This window comes from Pseudomonas sp. P5_109, from assembly GCF_034009455.1.
In the GTDB taxonomy this organism is placed as follows: Bacteria; Pseudomonadota; Gammaproteobacteria; order Pseudomonadales; family Pseudomonadaceae; genus Aquipseudomonas.
Genome location: NZ_CP125380.1, coordinates 1 through 17325, shown reverse-complemented (window position 1 = coordinate 17325; position 17325 = coordinate 1). Strand labels below are relative to the sequence as shown.

Sequence of the window (17325 nt, the reverse complement as noted above, 5' to 3'; positions counted from 1 at the left end):
GTGACTGGATGAAAATCATCATCCTCGGAGCAGGGCAGGTCGGTGGTTCGCTGGCGGAACACCTGGCCAGCGAAGCCAACGACATCACCGTGGTCGACACCGATGGCGAACGCCTGCGCGACCTTGGTGACCGCCTGGACATCCGCACGGTGCAGGGTCGTGGTTCGTTCCCGACCGTGCTGCGCCAGGCCGGGGCCGATGACGCCGATATGCTGGTCGCGGTGACCAACAGCGATGAAACCAACATGGTCGCCTGCCAGGTCGCCCACACGCTGTTCCACACGCCGACCAAGATCGCCCGGGTGCGCGAAGCGGCGTACCTGACCCGCGAAGAGCAGTTGTTCCAGAACGAAGCTATTCCGGTGGACGTGCTGATCAGCCCCGAACAGGTGGTCACCAACTACATCAAGCGCCTGATCCAGCATCCGGGCGCCTTGCAGGTGATCGACTTTGCCGAAGGCAAGGCGCAACTGGTGGCAGTGCGGGCTTATTACGGCGGACCGCTGGTAGGCCAGCAACTGCGGCAGTTGCGTGAACACATGCCGAACGTGGAAACCCGCGTTGCAGCAATTTTCCGTCGTGACCGGCCGATCCTGCCCCAGGGCGATACGGTGATCGAGGCCGACGACGAGGTGTTTTTCATCGCCGCCAAAGCGAACATTCGCGCGGTGATGAGCGAAATGCGCCGTCTCGACGAAACCTATAAACGCATTGTCATCGCCGGCGGCGGACAGATCGGCGAGCGTCTGGCCGAGGCCATCGAAAGCCGTTATCAGGTGAAAATCATCGAGATGAACCCGGCACGCTGTCGTCATCTCTCCGACACACTGGACAGCACGGTGGTGTTGCAGGGCAGTGCTTCGGACCGCGACCTGCTGATGGAAGAGAACATCGCCGATGCCGACCTTTTCCTGGCCCTGACCAACGACGACGAAGCCAACATCATGTCGTCGCTGCTGGCCAAGCGCCTGGGTGCAAAGAAAGTGATGACCATCATCAACAACCCGGCCTATGTCGACCTGATCCAGGGTGGCGACATCGACATCGCCATCAGCCCGCAACTGGCGACCATCGGCACCTTGCTGGCCCACGTGCGCCGGGGTGACATCGTCAGCGTGCACTCACTGCGCCGGGGTGCGGCAGAAGCCATCGAGGCGATTGCCCATGGCGATGCGAAATCGAGCAAGGTGATCGGCAAGGCCATCGAGAACATCGGCCTGCCGCCGGGCACCACCATCGGTGCGATTATCCGCGACGAAGAAGTGATCATCGCCCACGATGACACCGTGATCGAAGCGGGCGACCATGTGATTCTGTTCCTTGTGGATAAAAAGCATATTCGCGATGTGGAGAAGTTGTTCCATGTGGGGTTGAGCTTCTTCTGATCCTGATTTTGTGTTGGCCTGCCTTTGTAGGAGCGAACTCTGCTCGCGATGGTCGTAAACGATAATGCTGGAAACCAGACACCCCGTGTCGCTCTCAGGTTCATCGCGAGCAAGCTCGCTCCTACATGAAATCAACACCTGACGCCCCAAAGAAAAGGAACCACCCATGATCGAATCCCTGGAAAAAATGCTCGCCAAGGGTGTGGATAACTCCTTGCTGCGCTTCGGCCTGGGCAAGGGTTATCTGGATCTGGGGGAGAACACCAAGGCCGCGGAGCACTTCCAGCGCTGCGTCGAATTCGATCCGAAGTATTCGGCGGCGTGGAAACTACTGGGCAAGGCCCATCTGGCGCTGGCGGACTTTGCAGCCGCGCGGCAGGCCTGGGAACAAGGCCTGGAAGCCGCTCGCGGCCATGGCGACAAGCAGGCAGAGAAGGAAATGACCGTGTTCCTGAAGAAACTCGAGCGTCAGGCGCACTGATCAGAGATAACGCAAACCGATGCCCTCGGCATCCACCAGCACCACTTCCATACGCACCCGCGGCGCGCCTGTGGGTAAGTCTTGCACCTGGCCGTAGACCACCGTGCCCCGGGGCAGCGCCGACAGTTGCGGATGCTTGACGTAGACACCGGTGGTCGACAGGTTGCGGGTCTGGCCCAGGCAATCGCCGATGCTTTCGTGACTGATCTTGATGCGAAATGATTTGCGGTGTTCGGACATCTTCTGCGCCCTTGAATGAACGGCTGTGGATACGTGTAGGAGCGAGCTTGCTCGCGATGAATGCAAGGGCGCCGCGTTCAACCTGGCAGCCCACGTCATCATTAACGTCCATCGCGAGCAAGCTCGCTCCTACAGGTTATCCACAGAGTGTGCCAAGTAAGTCAGTACCAGCGCTCTTCACCCGGTGGACGCTTCTTGAAGCGCTTCATGCTCCACATGTACTGGCTTGGGTAGGCCCCGACATAACGCTCGACCACTTTGCTCATGGCCGCACAGGACTCTGCCGTATCGGTGCTGTACATGGCCTCGGGCGCGGCTTCGAGGATCACTTTGTAGCCCGAACCGTCCGGCAGGCGCAGGGCATGCAGGAACACGCCAACCGCTTTGCCGCCGGCGAGCATGTTCGGCACGAACTTGCTGGTCAGTGCCTGGGTGGCGAAGAACGGCACGAAGATCCCGGCGGATTCGGACGGTTCCGGGTCAGCGGGGATGCCCACTGCACCACCTTTGCGCACTTCCTTGATGACACTGAGGATGCCTTCCTTGGTGGAGGCGGCGACCTTGTTACCCAACTGCACCCGCTGCTTTTGCAGCAATTCATCCACCGCCTTCAACTTTGGCGGACGATAGAAAATAATCGGTTTGCACTGACTGCAATAGAAGTGGTTGAGCACTTCCCAGTTGCCCAGGTGACTGGTGATGCCGACCACGCCTTTGCCGGAGGCGAGGGCGTCCTTCAACACGTCGAGGCCTTCGACCTCGCGCACCAGGTCGATGGAGCGCTGTGCCGGCCAGATCCAGGCGCAGGCGCTTTCGGTCAAGGACTTGCCGATGTCCTTCAGGCTTTGGCCCACCAGGCGTTCACGCTCGGCGGGGTCCATGTCCGGAAAGCACTTGGACAGGTTGATCCGTACCACGTCACGGGAACGATTCGGGGTTTTCCACATGACCCAGCCAATCGCCGAGCCCACGGCTTGCACGGCCCGCCACGGAAGCAGGGCAAACAGCCGCAGAGCGCCTACCAGCAAGGCGCCTTTCAACTTATCCACAGGTCACTCCTGATCTTGTGCTGTGCGCGAGGCGGCTATTCTAACCGCCGTTCGCCAACTGCGCGTAGCGGTCGCAATCGCGGGTGTGATCCATGACCATGCCCGAGGCCTGCATCAGCGCGTAGCAAATGGTTGGCCCGACGAAGGTGAAACCGGCTTTTTTCAGGCCTTTGCTCATCTCGACGGCAATCGGCGTGACGGCCGGCACTTCGCTGCGATCCTTGAAATGATTGATCACAGGCTTGCCACCGATGAACGACCAGAGAAACGCCACCGGGTCCTCCAGCGCCAGCCAGGCCTGGGCATTGCGCCGGGCCGCGTTGAGCTTGAGGCGGTTGCGGATGATCCCGGGATCGAGCATCAACTCGTCGATTTCGGCATCGCTCATCTGCGCCACGCGCTGGACATCAAAACCAAACATCACCTGACGATAATGCTCGCGTTTGCGCAGCACGGTGATCCAGGAAAGCCCGGCCTGGAACCCTTCGAGCAAAAGCAACTCGAACAATCCCTGCGCATCGCGTAGCGGCGTGCCCCACTCCTGATCGTGATAAGCCATGTATAGCGGATCTTCGGAACACCAAAAGCAGCGTGGCATAAGGCTCCAGGGGGCGTGCGCAGCCATGAATCGGGTATACTCCCGCTCTTTAAATCGCAGCCCAAGAAACAGGTGAATTTCGTGAGCCAGCCTACGCCAGCCGTGCGTACCTTCCAAGACTTGATCCTCGCCCTCCAGCAATACTGGGCCGAGCAAGGTTGTGTGGTACTTCAGCCCTACGATATGGAAGTAGGCGCCGGCACTTTCCACACTGCAACATTCCTGCGCGCCATCGGCCCGGAAACCTGGAACGCCGCCTACGTGCAGCCAAGCCGTCGTCCGACTGACGGCCGCTACGGCGAAAACCCGAACCGCCTGCAGCACTACTACCAGTTCCAGGTGGTCCTGAAGCCGAACCCGGACAACTTCCAGGAACTGTACCTGGGCTCCCTCAAGCATGTCGGCCTGGACCCGCTGGTCCACGACATCCGCTTCGTCGAAGACAACTGGGAATCGCCGACCCTCGGCGCCTGGGGTCTGGGCTGGGAAGTCTGGCTCAACGGCATGGAAGTGACCCAGTTCACCTACTTCCAGCAAGCGGGCGGCATCGAGTGCTACCCGGTGACCGGCGAGATCACCTACGGTCTCGAGCGTCTGGCCATGTACCTGCAAGGCGTGGACTCGGTCTACGACCTGGTCTGGGCTGACGGTCCGTTCGGCAAAGTGACCTACGGCGACGTGTTCCACCAGAACGAAGTGGAGCAATCGACCTACAACTTCGAACACGCCAACGTCGACAAGTTGTTCGAACTGTTCGATTTCTACGAAAGCGAAGCGAAGCGCCTGATCGAGCTCGACCAGCCGCTGCCGTTGCCGAGCTACGAAATGGTGTTGAAGGCTTCCCATACCTTCAACCTGCTGGATGCGCGCCGGGCGATCTCGGTGACCGCGCGTCAGCAATACATCCTGCGTGTACGCACCCTGGCGCGTTCCGTTGCGCAAGCCTACCTGCTGGCTCGCGCCAAGCTGGGCTTCCCGATGGCGACCCCGGACCTGCGTGATGAAGTACTGGCCAAGCTGGAGGCTGCACAATGAGTGCTCTGGATTTTCTGGTTGAACTGGGCACTGAAGAACTGCCACCCAAAGCCCTGAACACCCTGGCCGAGGCGTTCCTCGCCGGTATCGATAAGGGTCTGCAAGCTGCCGGCCTGAACTACGAAACCAAAACCGTTTATGCCGCCCCGCGCCGCCTGGCCGTGCTGATCACCGCACTGGCCACCCAGCAGCCGGACCGCAGCATCAACCTCGATGGCCCGCCACGTCAGGCCGCGTTCGATGCCGAAGGCAACCCGACTCAGGCAGCCCTGGGGTTTGCCAAGAAGTGCGGCGTCGAGCTGAGCGAAATCGATCAGAGCGGCCCGAAACTGCGCTACAGCCAGAGCATCGCCGGCAAGCCGACCGCGAGCCTGCTGCCGACCATCGTCGAAGATTCGCTGAACGACCTGCCGATCCCGAAACGCATGCGTTGGGGTGCACGCAAGGAAGAGTTCGTGCGTCCGACCCAATGGCTGGTGATGCTGCTCGGTGACCAGGTCATCGACTGCACCATCCTCGCGCAGAAGGCTGGCCGTGACTCCCGTGGCCACCGCTTCCATCACCCGGAAAACGTGCGCATCGGTTCGCCGTCCAGCTACCTGGCCGACCTGCGTGCCGCCTACGTGCTGGCCGATGCCAACGAGCGTCGCGAGATCATCAGCAAGCGCACCGAAGAACTGGCTACCCGTCAGGAAGGCACGGCAATCGTACCGCCAGCCCTGCTCGACGAAGTGACCGCACTGGTCGAATGGCCAGTGCCGCTGGTGTGCTCGTTCGAGGAACGCTTCCTCGACGTGCCGCAAGAAGCCCTGATCACCACCATGCAGGACAACCAGAAGTACTTCTGCCTGCTGGATGCCGACGGCAAGTTGCTGCCACGTTTCATTACCGTGGCCAACATCGAAAGCAAAGACCCGCAGCAGATCATCGCCGGTAACGAGAAAGTGGTTCGCCCACGCCTGACCGACGCCGAGTTCTTCTTCAAGCAAGACAAGAAGCAGAAACTCGAGGACTTCAACCTGCGCCTGCAGAACGTGGTGTTCCAGGAAAAACTCGGCAGCGTCTACGACAAGGCCGAGCGCGTATCCAAGCTGGCCGCGTTCATCGCCCAGCGCATCGGCGGCAACGCTGCGTGGGCAGCCCGCGCTGGCCTGCTGTCCAAGTGCGACCTGTCGACCGAGATGGTCGGTGAGTTCCCGGAGATGCAAGGCGTCGCCGGTTACTACTACGCCCTCAACGACGGCGAGCCGGAAGATGTCGCCCTGGCCCTGAACGAGCAGTACATGCCGCGCGGTGCTGGCGCTGAACTGCCGTCCACCCTGACCGGTGCGGCCGTGGCCATCGCCGACAAGCTCGACACTCTGGTCGGCATTTTCGGTATCGGCATGCTGCCGACCGGCAGCAAGGACCCGTATGCCCTGCGCCGTGCGGCACTGGGCGTGTTGCGCATCCTGATCGAGAAAAAACTGGATCTGGACCTGACCGACGCCGTGGCTTTCGCCGTGGATGCGTTCGGTACCAAGGTCAAGGCTGCCGGCCTCAATGACTCGGTGCTGGAGTTCATCTTCGACCGTCTGCGTGCCCGTTACGAAGACGAAGGTGTCGACGTCGCCACCTACCTGTCGGTACGTGCCCTGAAGCCAGGCTCGGCCCTGGACTTCGACCAGCGCGTGCAAGCGGTAGAGGCCTTCCGCAAATTGCCGGAAGCCGCTGCCCTGGCCGCGGTGAACAAGCGCGTGTCGAACCTGCTGAGCAAGGTCGAAGGCTCGGTGCCTACCGTCGTGGAAGCCAAGTACTTCGACAATGCCAACGAGTTCTCCCTGTACTCGGCGATCCAGCAGGCTGACCAGGCTGTACAGCCAATGGCCGCCGCGCGTCAGTACAGCGAATCCCTGGCACGCCTGGCTGCACTGCGCGAGCCGGTGGATGCGTTCTTCGAAGCCGTGATGGTCAACGCGGAGGACGCAAAAGTCCGCGCCAACCGTTATGCGTTGCTGGCGCGCCTGCGTGGGTTGTTCCTCGGCGTCGCCGACATTTCGCTGCTGGGTTGAGGGACTGCTGTTGAAACTGCTGATTCTCGATCGGGACGGGGTGATCAATTACGACTCCGACGCTTACATCAAGTCGGTGGAGGAGTGGATTCCGCTCCCTGGATCGATCGAAGCCATCGCGCAGTTGAGCAAGGCCGGCTGGACGGTAGCGGTCGCTACCAACCAGTCGGGCATCGCTCGCGGCTATTACGACCTCGCCACTCTGGATGCCATGCACGAGCGCTTGCGCGCGCTGGTGGCGGAGCAGGGCGGTGAGGTCGGGCTGATCGTCTACTGCCCCCACGGGCCGGACGAAGGCTGCGATTGTCGCAAGCCGAAACCCGGGATGTTGAAAACCATCGCCGCTCATTACAACGTGTCGCTGACCAATCTCTGGTTCGTCGGCGACAGCCTTGGTGACCTGGAAGCCGCCAAAGCCGTCGATTCACAGCCAGTTTTGGTAAAGACCGGGAAAGGCGAAAAGACTTTGGGCAAGACCCTTCCGGCAGGCACATTGATTTTCGACGATTTGGCGGCGATTGCCGCAGAACTTATCCACAATTAAAGTGCTTCGATTGTTCCTGACCAAGGATTGATCGGGAGTGCGCTTTATATAAGGCGGGCAATTCCCGCAACGGTAAACGTCACCATGTCGATATTGCAGGCGATCAGAACCTTCCTCTTTTACCTGCTGCTGGGCACCAGCTCCTTGCTGTGGTGCAGCCTGAGTTTTTTTATCGCGCCGTTCCTGCCCTTCAAGGCACGTTATCGCTTCATCAACGTCTACTGGTGTCGCTGTGCCTTGTGGCTGAGCAAAGTGTTTCTGGGTATCCGCTACGAAGTGAAGGGTGCCGAGAACGTGCCTGAACGGCCTTGCGTCATTCAGTCGAACCACCAGAGTACGTGGGAGACATTCTTTCTCTCTGCTTACTTCTCACCGCTGAGCCAGGTGCTCAAACGTGAACTGCTCTATGTGCCGTTCTTCGGTTGGGCCATGGCCATGCTGCGACCGATCGCCATCGATCGCGACAACCCGAAAGCCGCACTCAAGCATGTGGCGAAGAAGGGCGATGAACTGCTCAAGGACAATGTCTGGGTGCTGATCTTCCCTGAAGGCACGCGTGTTCCTTTCGGCACCGTCGGCAAGTTCTCCCGCGGTGGCAGTGCATTGGCGGTCAACGCCGAATTGCCGGTGCTGCCGATTGCGCACAACGCCGGCAAGTTCTGGCCGAAAACCGGTTGGGCGAAGAAGCAGGGCGTCATTACCGTGATCATTGGCGAGCCGATGTATGCCGCAGGCACCGGACCGCGAGCCATTGCTGAATTGAACGACCGGGTCCAGGCGTGGAACGAGCAGATGCAACGGGAAATGGGCTCGCTGCCACCGGCTCCGCAAGCACCGGTTTCAAACGATCAGGTGACTGTCTGAGATTCTGTGGATAACCTGTGTACCGTTTCATCGAAAACCGTCGTTTTTTACACGTAACTTTATGATTCTTTTACATATTTCTTTGAATGATAAAAATCATAAAAACGTGCATAAGTTTTTTTAGGACGTAAAAAAACCGGCTGATATAGCCGGTTTTTTTATGTCCGGAGCAATCCGCCGATTGTCGATATGACAGCGCGACCCGAACGTGCGCTTTCATTCAGTAAACAGCGGGAATTGCAGCTTGAATGTCGTGCCCCGACCCACCTCGCTCTGACACTCGATTCGCCCACCGTGCCGATCCACAACGGCTTTGACCATCGACAATCCCAACCCCACGCCATCGATACCCTGGGCAGAAGAAAAGCGCCGGTACTGGCTGAACAATTCAGGTAACTCCTCAGCGGCGATGCCTTTGCCCTGATCGATGAGCTCACAGGTCAGCCAGCCGTCGCGTTGGCTGACGCGCAAACGGATGCGAGTACCTGAAACACTGTACTTGATGGCATTTTCCAGCAGATTGAACAACGCCCGAGTCAGCAGCGCCTGATCCGCCAAAACCAGGCTTTCCTGTGCCTCCTCTTCCACCTGATGAACCAGTTCGATCTGTTTCAACTGCGCGATGGGCAGCGCTTGATCGAACACATCCAGCACCAGCATCGCAAACAGGCTCGGTTGAAACTGATAAGCCTCGGACTCGGCTCTCGCCAATTGAACGAAACCGTCAGTCAGTTCCAGGGCCCGGCGTACCTGTAGCTCGATTTGATCAAAGAGCGGCGAATCACCGCCCACTTGATGACGATGGACGTCGAGCAAGGCGAGAATGGCCGAGTGAGGCGCCCGCAGGTCGTGAGACAGGAACCGCAACAGGACCGCGCGCTGCTCCTCCGCATCGCGCTCGACACTCAAATCAGTCAGGTTCCATAGCCAGCCAACCGGAATCTCGCCGTCTACCGGTAACAGCTCGGCACGCTCCAGACGCAGACTGCGCTCCTTGAGGTCGCGAAACTCCAGCAGGGGAAGGGACGATAAAGACGAGCCCGCCCCACGGCTCATATCTGGATAACCGAGCTGTTCAAGTCGCTTGAGTACATCATCACCAACCAGATCCCCGCCAAACAGGTCACGGGCCTTGCGGTTGCCAAGCAGAATCTGCCCCTGTGGATCGGTGATCAACGTGGCCACCGGCAAGTATTCCAGGCCGTCGGCGATGAATCGATGGGTATCGCGGGTCAGGCTCATGGCTTGTTCCAGCGCGATGATCTGTTTCTGCAAACGGTCGCCACCGGGATACCGGGCACGGCGGCGCTCCGGAAACACTTTCGGCTCGCTGTCCAGCCGCGCCAACTCCCAACCGAAATAGGTCAGCACCACACTCAGGCGCCGCCAGTTCCAGATCAGATAACCAAACAGCATCCCCAACACCGCAGGTGTCGGTGACCACCACCAGCGCTTGAACTCTGCAAGGCCGGCACTGGTCAGCAACGCACACGCCATTCCCGTGAGCGTCAGCCACAGCGCCAGTCTCGGGCGCCACAGCAACAGCCCGAGCACACATGTCACCAGACCAAGGGAAAGCAATGCGCTCAAGCCTGGGGAAACATCGCCCAGGTTGATTTGCGCGCGATAGGACAGCAACGTCGTCAGCGGCAGCAGCACAAGACTTATCCACAACCACTCGCGCACCAATTGCCGAAACAATCGCTGTACCTGGCTGGGTTCTCGGCTTTCACGGCGGCGTTGGTCAAACATGGCCAGCAGGGCAGGGCGGGGGGAATGGTTTCATGGTTCCTACGTCTGAGGCATCGACCCAAAGAATCATAGCGGACGCTGCGACCAACGGCGGGCCACTTGCTTTCACTGTATCGATTGAGCCGCTATCGTCGATAAAGAGCTGCCCAAGCGACAAGGAATCACCGTGTATGCGTGTTGCGATTCTGGACGATGAGCCCGCCGAACTGCGCCGGGTCGAACAAACCCTGCAACAGATGGCCGAAGCCGGAGAGCAGCCATGGTCGCTGCACAGCTTCGAACGGGGCGAAGACCTGTTGCGCCAGCTGCGCCGGGAAACCTTTGACCTGCTGATCCTCGACTGGCAACTGCCCGACCTCACGGGATTGTTATTGCTGCAATGGACTCGCGAACACATGGACGCTCCTCCAGCGGCGATCATGCTCACCAGCCGCGACGGCGAAAGCGATATCGTTCAGGCCCTGAATGCAGGCGCCGATGACTACGTCAGCAAACCATTCCGCCCTAATGAACTGAAGGCCCGTGTTGGCGCAGTCCTGCGCCGCCATGGCCAGCAGCGCCTGGCTGCTGAAGTGTTGAGCTTCAATGACCTGGTTTTCGACGACGCCGAACTGACCGTCACTCGCGACGGCAAACCAATCGTCATGACCGAACGCGAATACCGCCTGGCGCATTGCCTGTTCAGCAACCTCGGCCGACCGCTGTCGCGGGATTACCTGTATGAACGATTCTGGCCACATGAGGAAATGTCGTCGTCACGGCCGCTGGACACCCACATCTATCGCCTGCGCAACAAGCTCGGCCTGACAGCGGATCGCGGTTGGCAGTTGCTGACGATTTATGGGTATGGGTACCGGTTGGAGAGTGTGGCGTCGGCGAGCGAGTGAAACGCTGGCCCTGACAATCCCTGGAAACACAGATGCCGCAAAACCTGTAGGAGCCGGCTTGCCGGCGATGGACCCAAGTACGCCCTGTTTACCCAATTAACACGCGTTATCGCTAACGATCATCGCCAGCAAGCCGGCTCCTACAAGGACGCTGCCCAGGCTGAAAATGAACTGACCAAAAAAAAGGCCAATGCAAATGCATTGGCCTTTTCGTGGCACCGACCTGGATCAGAAGTCCAGGTTGGACACCGCCAGGGCGTTGCTCTCGATGAAGTCACGACGAGGTTCGACCGCATCACCCATCAGGGTGTTGAAGATCTGGTCCGCGCCAATGGCGTCTTCGATGGTCACTTTGAGCATCCGGCGCTGACTTGGGTCCATGGTGGTTTCCCACAGCTGATCCGGGTTCATTTCGCCCAGACCTTTGTATCGCTGGATGGTGTGACGCTTGGTGCTTTCCGCCATCAGCCATTCAAGGGCTTCCTTGAACTCGGTCACCGGCTTCTTGCGCTCGCCACGCTGGATGTACGCGCCGTCGTCGAGCAGTGTGCTCAGTTGAGCGCCTAGCGAAACGACAGTCTTGTAATCATTGCTACCGAAGAAGTCGCGATTGAAGGTGACGTAGTTCGACAGGCCGTGGGAGATCAGTTCGACCTCTGGCAGCCAGACGTTACGTTCACGGTCTTCACGCAGGCTGGCTTTGTAAACCAGGCCGGACTTCTCGACGGTGCGCAGGCGAACTTCGTACTGAGCCAGCCAATCTTGCATTGCTGCGTGATCGGACAGTTGTTCCATGCTCACCGCTGGAAGGTAGATGAAGTGCTCGGTCAGTTCCTGTGGGTACAGGCGCGACAGACGCTTGAGGGTCTTCATCACCAGACGGAAATCAGTCACCAGGCGCTCAAGCGCTTCACCGGAGATGCCAGGAGCTTCTTCGTTCAGGTGCAGGCTCGCATCTTCCAGGGCCGACTGCGTCATGTACTCTTCCATGGCGTCATCGTCTTTGATGTATTGCTCTTGCTTGCCTTTCTTGACCTTGTACAGCGGTGGCTGGGCGATGTAGATGTAGCCGCGCTCGATCAGTTCCGGCAACTGACGGAAGAAGAAGGTCAGCAGCAGGGTACGGATGTGCGAACCGTCGACGTCAGCATCGGTCATGATGATGATGTTGTGGTAACGCAACTTGTCGATGTTGTACTCGTCACGGCCGATACCGCAGCCCAGCGCGGTGATCAAGGTGCCCACTTCTTGCGAAGAGATCATCTTGTCAAAACGCGCCTTTTCGACGTTCAGGATCTTGCCCTTCAGCGGGAGGATGGCCTGGGTCCGACGGTTACGCCCCTGCTTGGCGGAGCCGCCAGCAGAGTCACCTTCCACGAGATACAGTTCGGACAGGGCAGGGTCTTTTTCCTGGCAGTCAGCCAGTTTGCCCGGCAGGCCGGCGATATCCAGCGCGCCTTTACGACGGGTCATTTCACGGGCTTTACGCGCCGCTTCACGAGCACGCGCCGCATCGATCATCTTGCCGACAACCAGCTTGGCTTCGTTCGGGTTTTCCAGCAGGAAGTCGGAGAAGTACTTGCCCATTTCCTGTTCGACCGCGGTCTTCACTTCGGAAGACACCAGCTTGTCTTTGGTCTGGGAGCTGAACTTCGGATCCGGCACTTTCACCGAAATGATCGCGGTCAGGCCTTCGCGGGCATCGTCACCGGTGGTGGCGACTTTGTGCTTCTTCGCCAGGCCTTCCGCTTCGATGTAGGTGTTCAGGTTACGCGTCAGCGCGGAACGGAAACCCACTAGGTGAGTACCGCCATCGCGCTGTGGAATGTTGTTGGTGAAGCACAACAGGTTCTCGTTGAAGCTGTCGTTCCACTGCAGGGCGATTTCCACGCCGATGCCGTCTTCGCGCTGGATGTTGAAGTGAAACACCTGGTTGACCGCAGTCTTGTTGGTGTTCAGGTATTCAACGAACGCACGCAGGCCGCCTTCGTACTTGAACAGTTCTTCCTTACCGCTGCGCTCATCCTTGAGGACGATGCCGACACCGGAGTTGAGGAACGACAGTTCACGAATCCGCTTGGCCAGGATGTCCCAGCTGAAGTGGATGTTCTTGAAGGTTTCAGCCGATGGCTTGAAGTGAATCTGCGTACCGGTTGTCTCGCTCTCACCAACGATTTTCATCGGCTCTTGCGGAACACCGTGGACGTAAGTCTGTTCCCAGATCTTGCCGCTGCGGCGCACCGTTAGAACAAGCTCTTTGGACAGGGCGTTCACCACCGACACACCTACACCGTGCAGGCCGCCGGATACTTTGTAGGAGTTGTCGTCGAACTTACCGCCGGCGTGCAGCACGGTCATGATGACCTCGGCTGCCGAAACGCCTTCTTCCTTGTGCACGTCTACCGGGATGCCACGGCCGTTGTCGCGAACGGTGATGGACTCATCCGGGTGGATGATGATGCTGATGTCGTCGCAGTGGCCGGCGAGAGCTTCGTCGATCGAGTTATCGACCACTTCGAACACCATGTGGTGCAGACCGCTGCCATCATCGGTGTCACCAATGTACATACCGGGACGTTTGCGTACGGCATCCAGGCCTTTCAGCACTTTAATGCTCGTTGAGTCGTACGTATTTTCTTCGCTCAATGCCTTCACTCCCGATGGTCGTGGGTCTGGGTGATACGGCCCTGTTCCACGTGGAACAGAGCGACTGGCGTTTCCGTCTGCCAGCCTTCCCTCAATAATTCGTGATCTACACAGGTGATAAATACCTGGCAGCGTAAGTCTTCCAACAAGCGGCAAAGCGCGCGACGGTGGTGCTCGTCCAGCTCGGACGGCAAGTCATCCACCAGATAAATACACTGACCGCGCCGAGCCTGGCTGACCAGGTGCCCCTGGGCAATCCGTAATGCGCAAACCACCAACTTCTGCTGGCCACGGGACAAGATGTCCGCGGCATTGTGTGCGCCCAGTCTGAGGCGCAAATCAGCACGTTGTGGTCCGGCCTGGGTATGCCCTATTTGCTGGTCTCGTTGCAGAGATCCGGCGAGCACAGCACTCAGTTCACGGTCCTTGTCCCAGCCGCGGTAATAGCTGAGCGTCAAGCCTTCAAGCTCAACCAGTTCGCTCAAGGTTTGTTCAAAGACTGGTTTCAAGGCTTTGATATAAGCGCGGCGGTATTCATCAATTTCGGCGCTGGCCTGGCACAATTCCCTGTCCCAAACCGCTTGCGAAACGGCGTCAAGTGTACCATGCCGCAGCCAAGAGTTTCTCTGGCGCAGGGCCTTCTGCAAGCGCTGCCAGGTTGACATGAAGCGCGGTTCCACGTGGAACACGCCCCAGTCGAGAAACTGTCGGCGAATCTTCGGCGCACCTTCCAGCAGCCGGAAGCTGTCGGGGTTAATCAGTTGCAGCGGCAAGATCTCGGCCAGTTGCGCGGCGCTGCGCGCATTCTGCCCATCGATACGGATCTGAAATTCGCCTTGGCGATCCCGTGAAATGCCCAAGGCGCTATGCCCGCCCTCCGCCAGCTCAACCTGGCCAAATACCGTACAGGCCAGCTGCTCGTATTGAATGACCGGCAATAGACGGGTGCTACGAAACGAACGGGCAAGCCCCAGCAGATGGATGGCTTCCAGAACACTGGTTTTGCCGCTGCCGTTGGCGCCGTAAAGAATATTGATGCGGGGGGAGGGGGAGAGGGTCACCGGGTGCAGATTGCGCACCGCGGTGACCGAGACGCGACTTAAGGACATCTAGCTTCTGCTGAGCATGATTACAGACGCATCGGCATGACGACGTAGGCCGAGTCGTCGTTATCCGATTCCTGCACCAGCGCACTGCTGTTGGAGTCGGACAGGATCAGACGAACCTGCTCGGTGGTCATCACGCCCAGTACGTCGAGCAGATAGCTCACGTTGAAGCCGATTTCCAGGGAGCCGCCGTTGTATTCAACGCCCACTTCCTCTTCCGCCTCTTCCTGCTCCGGGTTGTTCGCCTGGATCTTCAGCTGACCGCTGGCCAACTGCAGACGGATACCACGGTACTTCTCGTTGGACAGAATCGCGGTACGGCTGAACGCTTCGCGCAGGGCCTGGCGATCGCCAAGTACCAGTTTGTCGCCGCCTTTTGGCAGAACGCGTTCATAGTCCGGGAATTTGCCATCAACCAGCTTCGAGGTGAAGGTGAACTCACCGGTGGTGGCGCGGATGTGGTGCTGACCCAGCACGATGCTGACATTGCCGTCCGGCTCGGTGAGCAGGCGTGCCAGTTCGAGGATACCTTTGCGCGGCACGATGACCTGATGCCGATCCGGCTGACCGATATCGGCCTGCATCGAGCACATGGCCAGACGGTGACCGTCAGTGGCCACGGCGCGGATCACGCCTGCGGAAACTTCCAGCAGCATGCCGTTGAGGTAGTAACGCACGTCCTGCTGGGCCATGGCGAAGCTGGTGCGTTCGATCAGACGACGCAACTTGCTTTGCTCCAGGCTGCAGGTCAGCGAACCCGGGCCTTCTTCCACGGTAGGGAAGTCGTTGGCCGGCAGCGTCGACAGGGTAAAGCGGCTACGGCCAGCCTTGACCACAAGCTTCTGCTCATCGACCTTGATATCGATCAGCGCATCGTTCGGCAGGCTCTTGCAGATGTCCATCAGCTTGCGCGCCGGCACGGTGATGGAACCCGGATCCGCCGGCTCTTCGAGTTGAACACGACCGACCAACTCGACTTCCAGGTCGGTACCGGTCAGCGACAATTGCTGGCCTTCGACAACCAGCAGCACGTTGGAGAGCACCGGCAAGGTCTGGCGGCGTTCGACGACGCCTGCGACCAGTTGCAGGGGTTTCAACAGGGCTTCGCGTTGAATGGTGAAATGCATGGTCTAGTCCCTTGCCTTAATTAGCTGCGCTGGTGTTCATCAAGTGGTCAGTGTACGCAGCAGGTTCTTGTAGTCCTCGCGGATGTCCGCGTCGGATTCCTTAAGTTCGTTGATCTTGCGGCAGGCGTGCAAAACAGTCGTATGGTCGCGGCCGCCAAACACATCGCCGATTTCCGGCAGGCTGTGGTTAGTCAACTCTTTGGACAAGGCCATTGCAACCTGACGCGGACGTGCGACCGAGCGAGAACGACGCTTGGACAGCAAGTCGGAGATCTTGATCTTGTAGTACTCGGCGACCGTGCGCTGAATGTTATCCACAGAGACCAGTTTATCCTGCAACGCCAACAAGTCCTTAAGGGATTCGCGAATTAGCTCGATGGTGATATCGCGGCCCATGAAGTGCGAGTGGGCGATCACGCGCTTGAGCGCGCCTTCCAGCTCACGGACGTTGGAGCGAATGCGTTGGGCGATGAAGAACGCGGCATCGTGAGGCAGCTCGACTTTGGCCTGATCGGCCTTCTTCATCAGGATTGCCACGCGGGTTTCCAGCTCCGGCGGCTCGACCGCTACGGTCAGGCCCCAGCCAAAGCGGGATTTGAGGCGTTCTTCAAGACCTTCGATTTCTTTCGGGTAGCGGTCACTGGTGAGAATGACCTGCTGGCCACCTTCGAGCAGGGCGTTGAAGGTGTGGAAAAACTCTTCCTGGGAACGCTCCTTGCGGGCGAAGAACTGAATGTCATCGATCAGCAACGCATCGACCGAACGGTAGAAACGTTTGAACTCGTTGATCGCGTTCAGTTGCAGGGCCTTGACCATGTCCGCCACGAAACGCTCGGAATGCAGGTAGACCACCTTGGCATTCGGATTCTTCTTTAATAGATGGTTACCCACAGCGTGCATCAAGTGAGTTTTACCCAGGCCGACGCCACCATAAAGGAAGAGCGGGTTGTAACCGTGCTTGGGGTTGTCCGCTACCTGCCAGGCGGCGGCACGCGCCAACTGGTTGGATTTACCCTCAACGAAGTTCTCGAAGGTAAAGGTGCGGTTCAGGTAACTGGTGTGCTTGAGCGCACCTTCGACCTGCACGGTACGTTGCTCGGCGCGCACCGGGGCCTGTTGCGAACTGGCGCCGGCCATTGGGTCGAAACTGTCACGGGAAGGCTCTTCCTCGGTGACTTCAGCCACTTTTTGCGTGGCGCGCTTGGTCGACGCTGCGGCAAGTGCTGGCGGCGGACTGGCGGGCGCTTGAGCAGCCTGGGCCTGGGAAGCCGCGGCAGCCAGGGGAGCATTGGGCGCGGCACGCGGTGCCGAACTGCGTTTGCTGCCTATTAATAAGGAAAGCGCAGGCGCCATGCCATCGCCGTGCTCATCGAGCAATTCGAGAACACGCCCCAGGTATTTTTCGTTGACCCAGTCCAGAACAAAACGATTGGGCGCATAGACACGCAACTCGTCGCCTTCGGCTTCGACCTGTAGTGGACGGATCCAAGTGTTGAATTGTTGGGCAGGCAGCTCATCGCGCAGAAGCTCCACGCACTGCTGCCAAAGTTCCACTGACAC

The 17325-nt window shown here is 59.1% G+C and carries 15 protein-coding genes; 7 read left to right on the top strand and 8 right to left on the bottom strand.

The window, feature by feature from the left end:
• The first annotated feature begins 8 nt into the window (after nt 1–8).
• Together trkA and QMK54_RS00070 are read left to right on the top strand one after the other, a co-directional pair.
• Nucleotides 9–1385 (top strand): Trk system potassium transporter TrkA, encoded by a 1377-nt coding sequence (gene trkA, locus QMK54_RS00080; protein ID WP_008045725.1) that lies wholly within the window; start codon nt 9–11, stop codon nt 1383–1385.
• A 166-nt stretch (nt 1386–1551) separates the two neighbouring features.
• Entirely contained in the window at nt 1552–1866 is a 315-nt protein-coding gene (locus QMK54_RS00070; RefSeq protein ID WP_320401834.1) for a tetratricopeptide repeat protein, read from the top strand.
• On the opposite strand, the gene QMK54_RS00065 is transcribed toward QMK54_RS00070, so the two are convergent.
• The 3 genes from QMK54_RS00065 to QMK54_RS00055 all read right to left on the bottom strand — a co-directional run bounded on the left by QMK54_RS00065 (nt 1867) and on the right by QMK54_RS00055 (nt 3753).
• A complete protein-coding gene (locus QMK54_RS00065) occupies nt 1867–2106 on the bottom strand; it encodes a PilZ domain-containing protein (RefSeq protein WP_110660642.1) in 240 nt (79 codons plus the stop codon).
• Between the two features lie 161 nt (nt 2107–2267).
• Nucleotides 2268–3155 carry a lysophospholipid acyltransferase gene (locus QMK54_RS00060; protein WP_110661925.1) on the bottom strand — a complete coding sequence of 296 codons (888 nt, stop codon included), beginning with the start codon at nt 3153–3155 and terminating at the stop codon, nt 2268–2270.
• A gap of 40 nt (nt 3156–3195) precedes the next feature.
• Nucleotides 3196–3753, bottom strand: a complete 558-nt coding sequence (locus QMK54_RS00055; RefSeq protein ID WP_103396110.1) for a DNA-3-methyladenine glycosylase I — start codon at nt 3751–3753, stop codon at nt 3196–3198.
• An 81-nt stretch (nt 3754–3834) separates the two neighbouring features.
• On the opposite strand from QMK54_RS00055, the gene glyQ reads away from it, so the two are divergent.
• The 4 genes from glyQ to QMK54_RS00035 all read left to right on the top strand — a co-directional run bounded on the left by glyQ (nt 3835) and on the right by QMK54_RS00035 (nt 8247).
• Complete coding sequence (gene glyQ / locus QMK54_RS00050) at nt 3835–4788, top strand: glycine--tRNA ligase subunit alpha (protein ID WP_003187265.1); 954 nt, start codon at nt 3835–3837, stop codon at nt 4786–4788.
• Nucleotides 4785–6839: a glycine--tRNA ligase subunit beta gene (glyS, locus tag QMK54_RS00045; protein ID WP_110661926.1), complete on the top strand. Its 2055-nt coding sequence runs from the start codon at nt 4785–4787 to the stop codon at nt 6837–6839. The genes glyQ and glyS overlap by 4 nt, the downstream gene beginning before the upstream one ends.
• A 4-nt stretch (nt 6840–6843) precedes the next feature.
• Nucleotides 6844–7383, top strand: coding sequence for a D-glycero-beta-D-manno-heptose 1,7-bisphosphate 7-phosphatase (gene gmhB / locus QMK54_RS00040; RefSeq protein WP_181432122.1), 540 nt, complete (start codon nt 6844–6846; stop codon nt 7381–7383).
• 84 nt (nt 7384–7467) lie between these two features.
• Entirely contained in the window at nt 7468–8247 is a 780-nt protein-coding gene (locus QMK54_RS00035; protein WP_110661928.1) for a lysophospholipid acyltransferase family protein, read from the top strand.
• Nucleotides 8248–8463: 216 nt separating this feature from the next.
• On the opposite strand, the gene QMK54_RS00030 is transcribed toward QMK54_RS00035, so the two are convergent.
• Nucleotides 8464–9999, bottom strand: a complete 1536-nt coding sequence (locus QMK54_RS00030) for a PAS domain-containing sensor histidine kinase (protein ID WP_320401833.1) — start codon at nt 9997–9999, stop codon at nt 8464–8466.
• 170 nt (nt 10000–10169) lie between these two features.
• On the opposite strand from QMK54_RS00030, the gene QMK54_RS00025 reads away from it, so the two are divergent.
• Complete coding sequence (locus QMK54_RS00025) at nt 10170–10886, top strand: response regulator transcription factor (protein ID WP_320401832.1); 717 nt, start codon at nt 10170–10172, stop codon at nt 10884–10886.
• 228 nt (nt 10887–11114) lie between these two features.
• On the opposite strand, the gene gyrB is transcribed toward QMK54_RS00025, so the two are convergent.
• Genes gyrB through dnaA form a run of 4 tightly spaced genes read right to left on the bottom strand, consistent with a single transcriptional unit; the run spans nt 11115 to nt 17325 of the window.
• Nucleotides 11115–13532, bottom strand: a complete 2418-nt coding sequence (gene gyrB / locus QMK54_RS00020) for a DNA topoisomerase (ATP-hydrolyzing) subunit B (protein ID WP_095943029.1) — start codon at nt 13530–13532, stop codon at nt 11115–11117.
• Nucleotides 13533–13537: 5 nt separating this feature from the next.
• A complete protein-coding gene (gene recF / locus QMK54_RS00015) occupies nt 13538–14641 on the bottom strand; it encodes a DNA replication/repair protein RecF (protein ID WP_320401831.1) in 1104 nt (367 codons plus the stop codon).
• A gap of 20 nt (nt 14642–14661) precedes the next feature.
• Complete coding sequence (dnaN, locus tag QMK54_RS00010) at nt 14662–15765, bottom strand: DNA polymerase III subunit beta (protein ID WP_007969885.1); 1104 nt, start codon at nt 15763–15765, stop codon at nt 14662–14664.
• Between the two features lie 39 nt (nt 15766–15804).
• Entirely contained in the window at nt 15805–17325 is a 1521-nt protein-coding gene (gene dnaA, locus QMK54_RS00005; protein ID WP_320401830.1) for a chromosomal replication initiator protein DnaA, read from the bottom strand.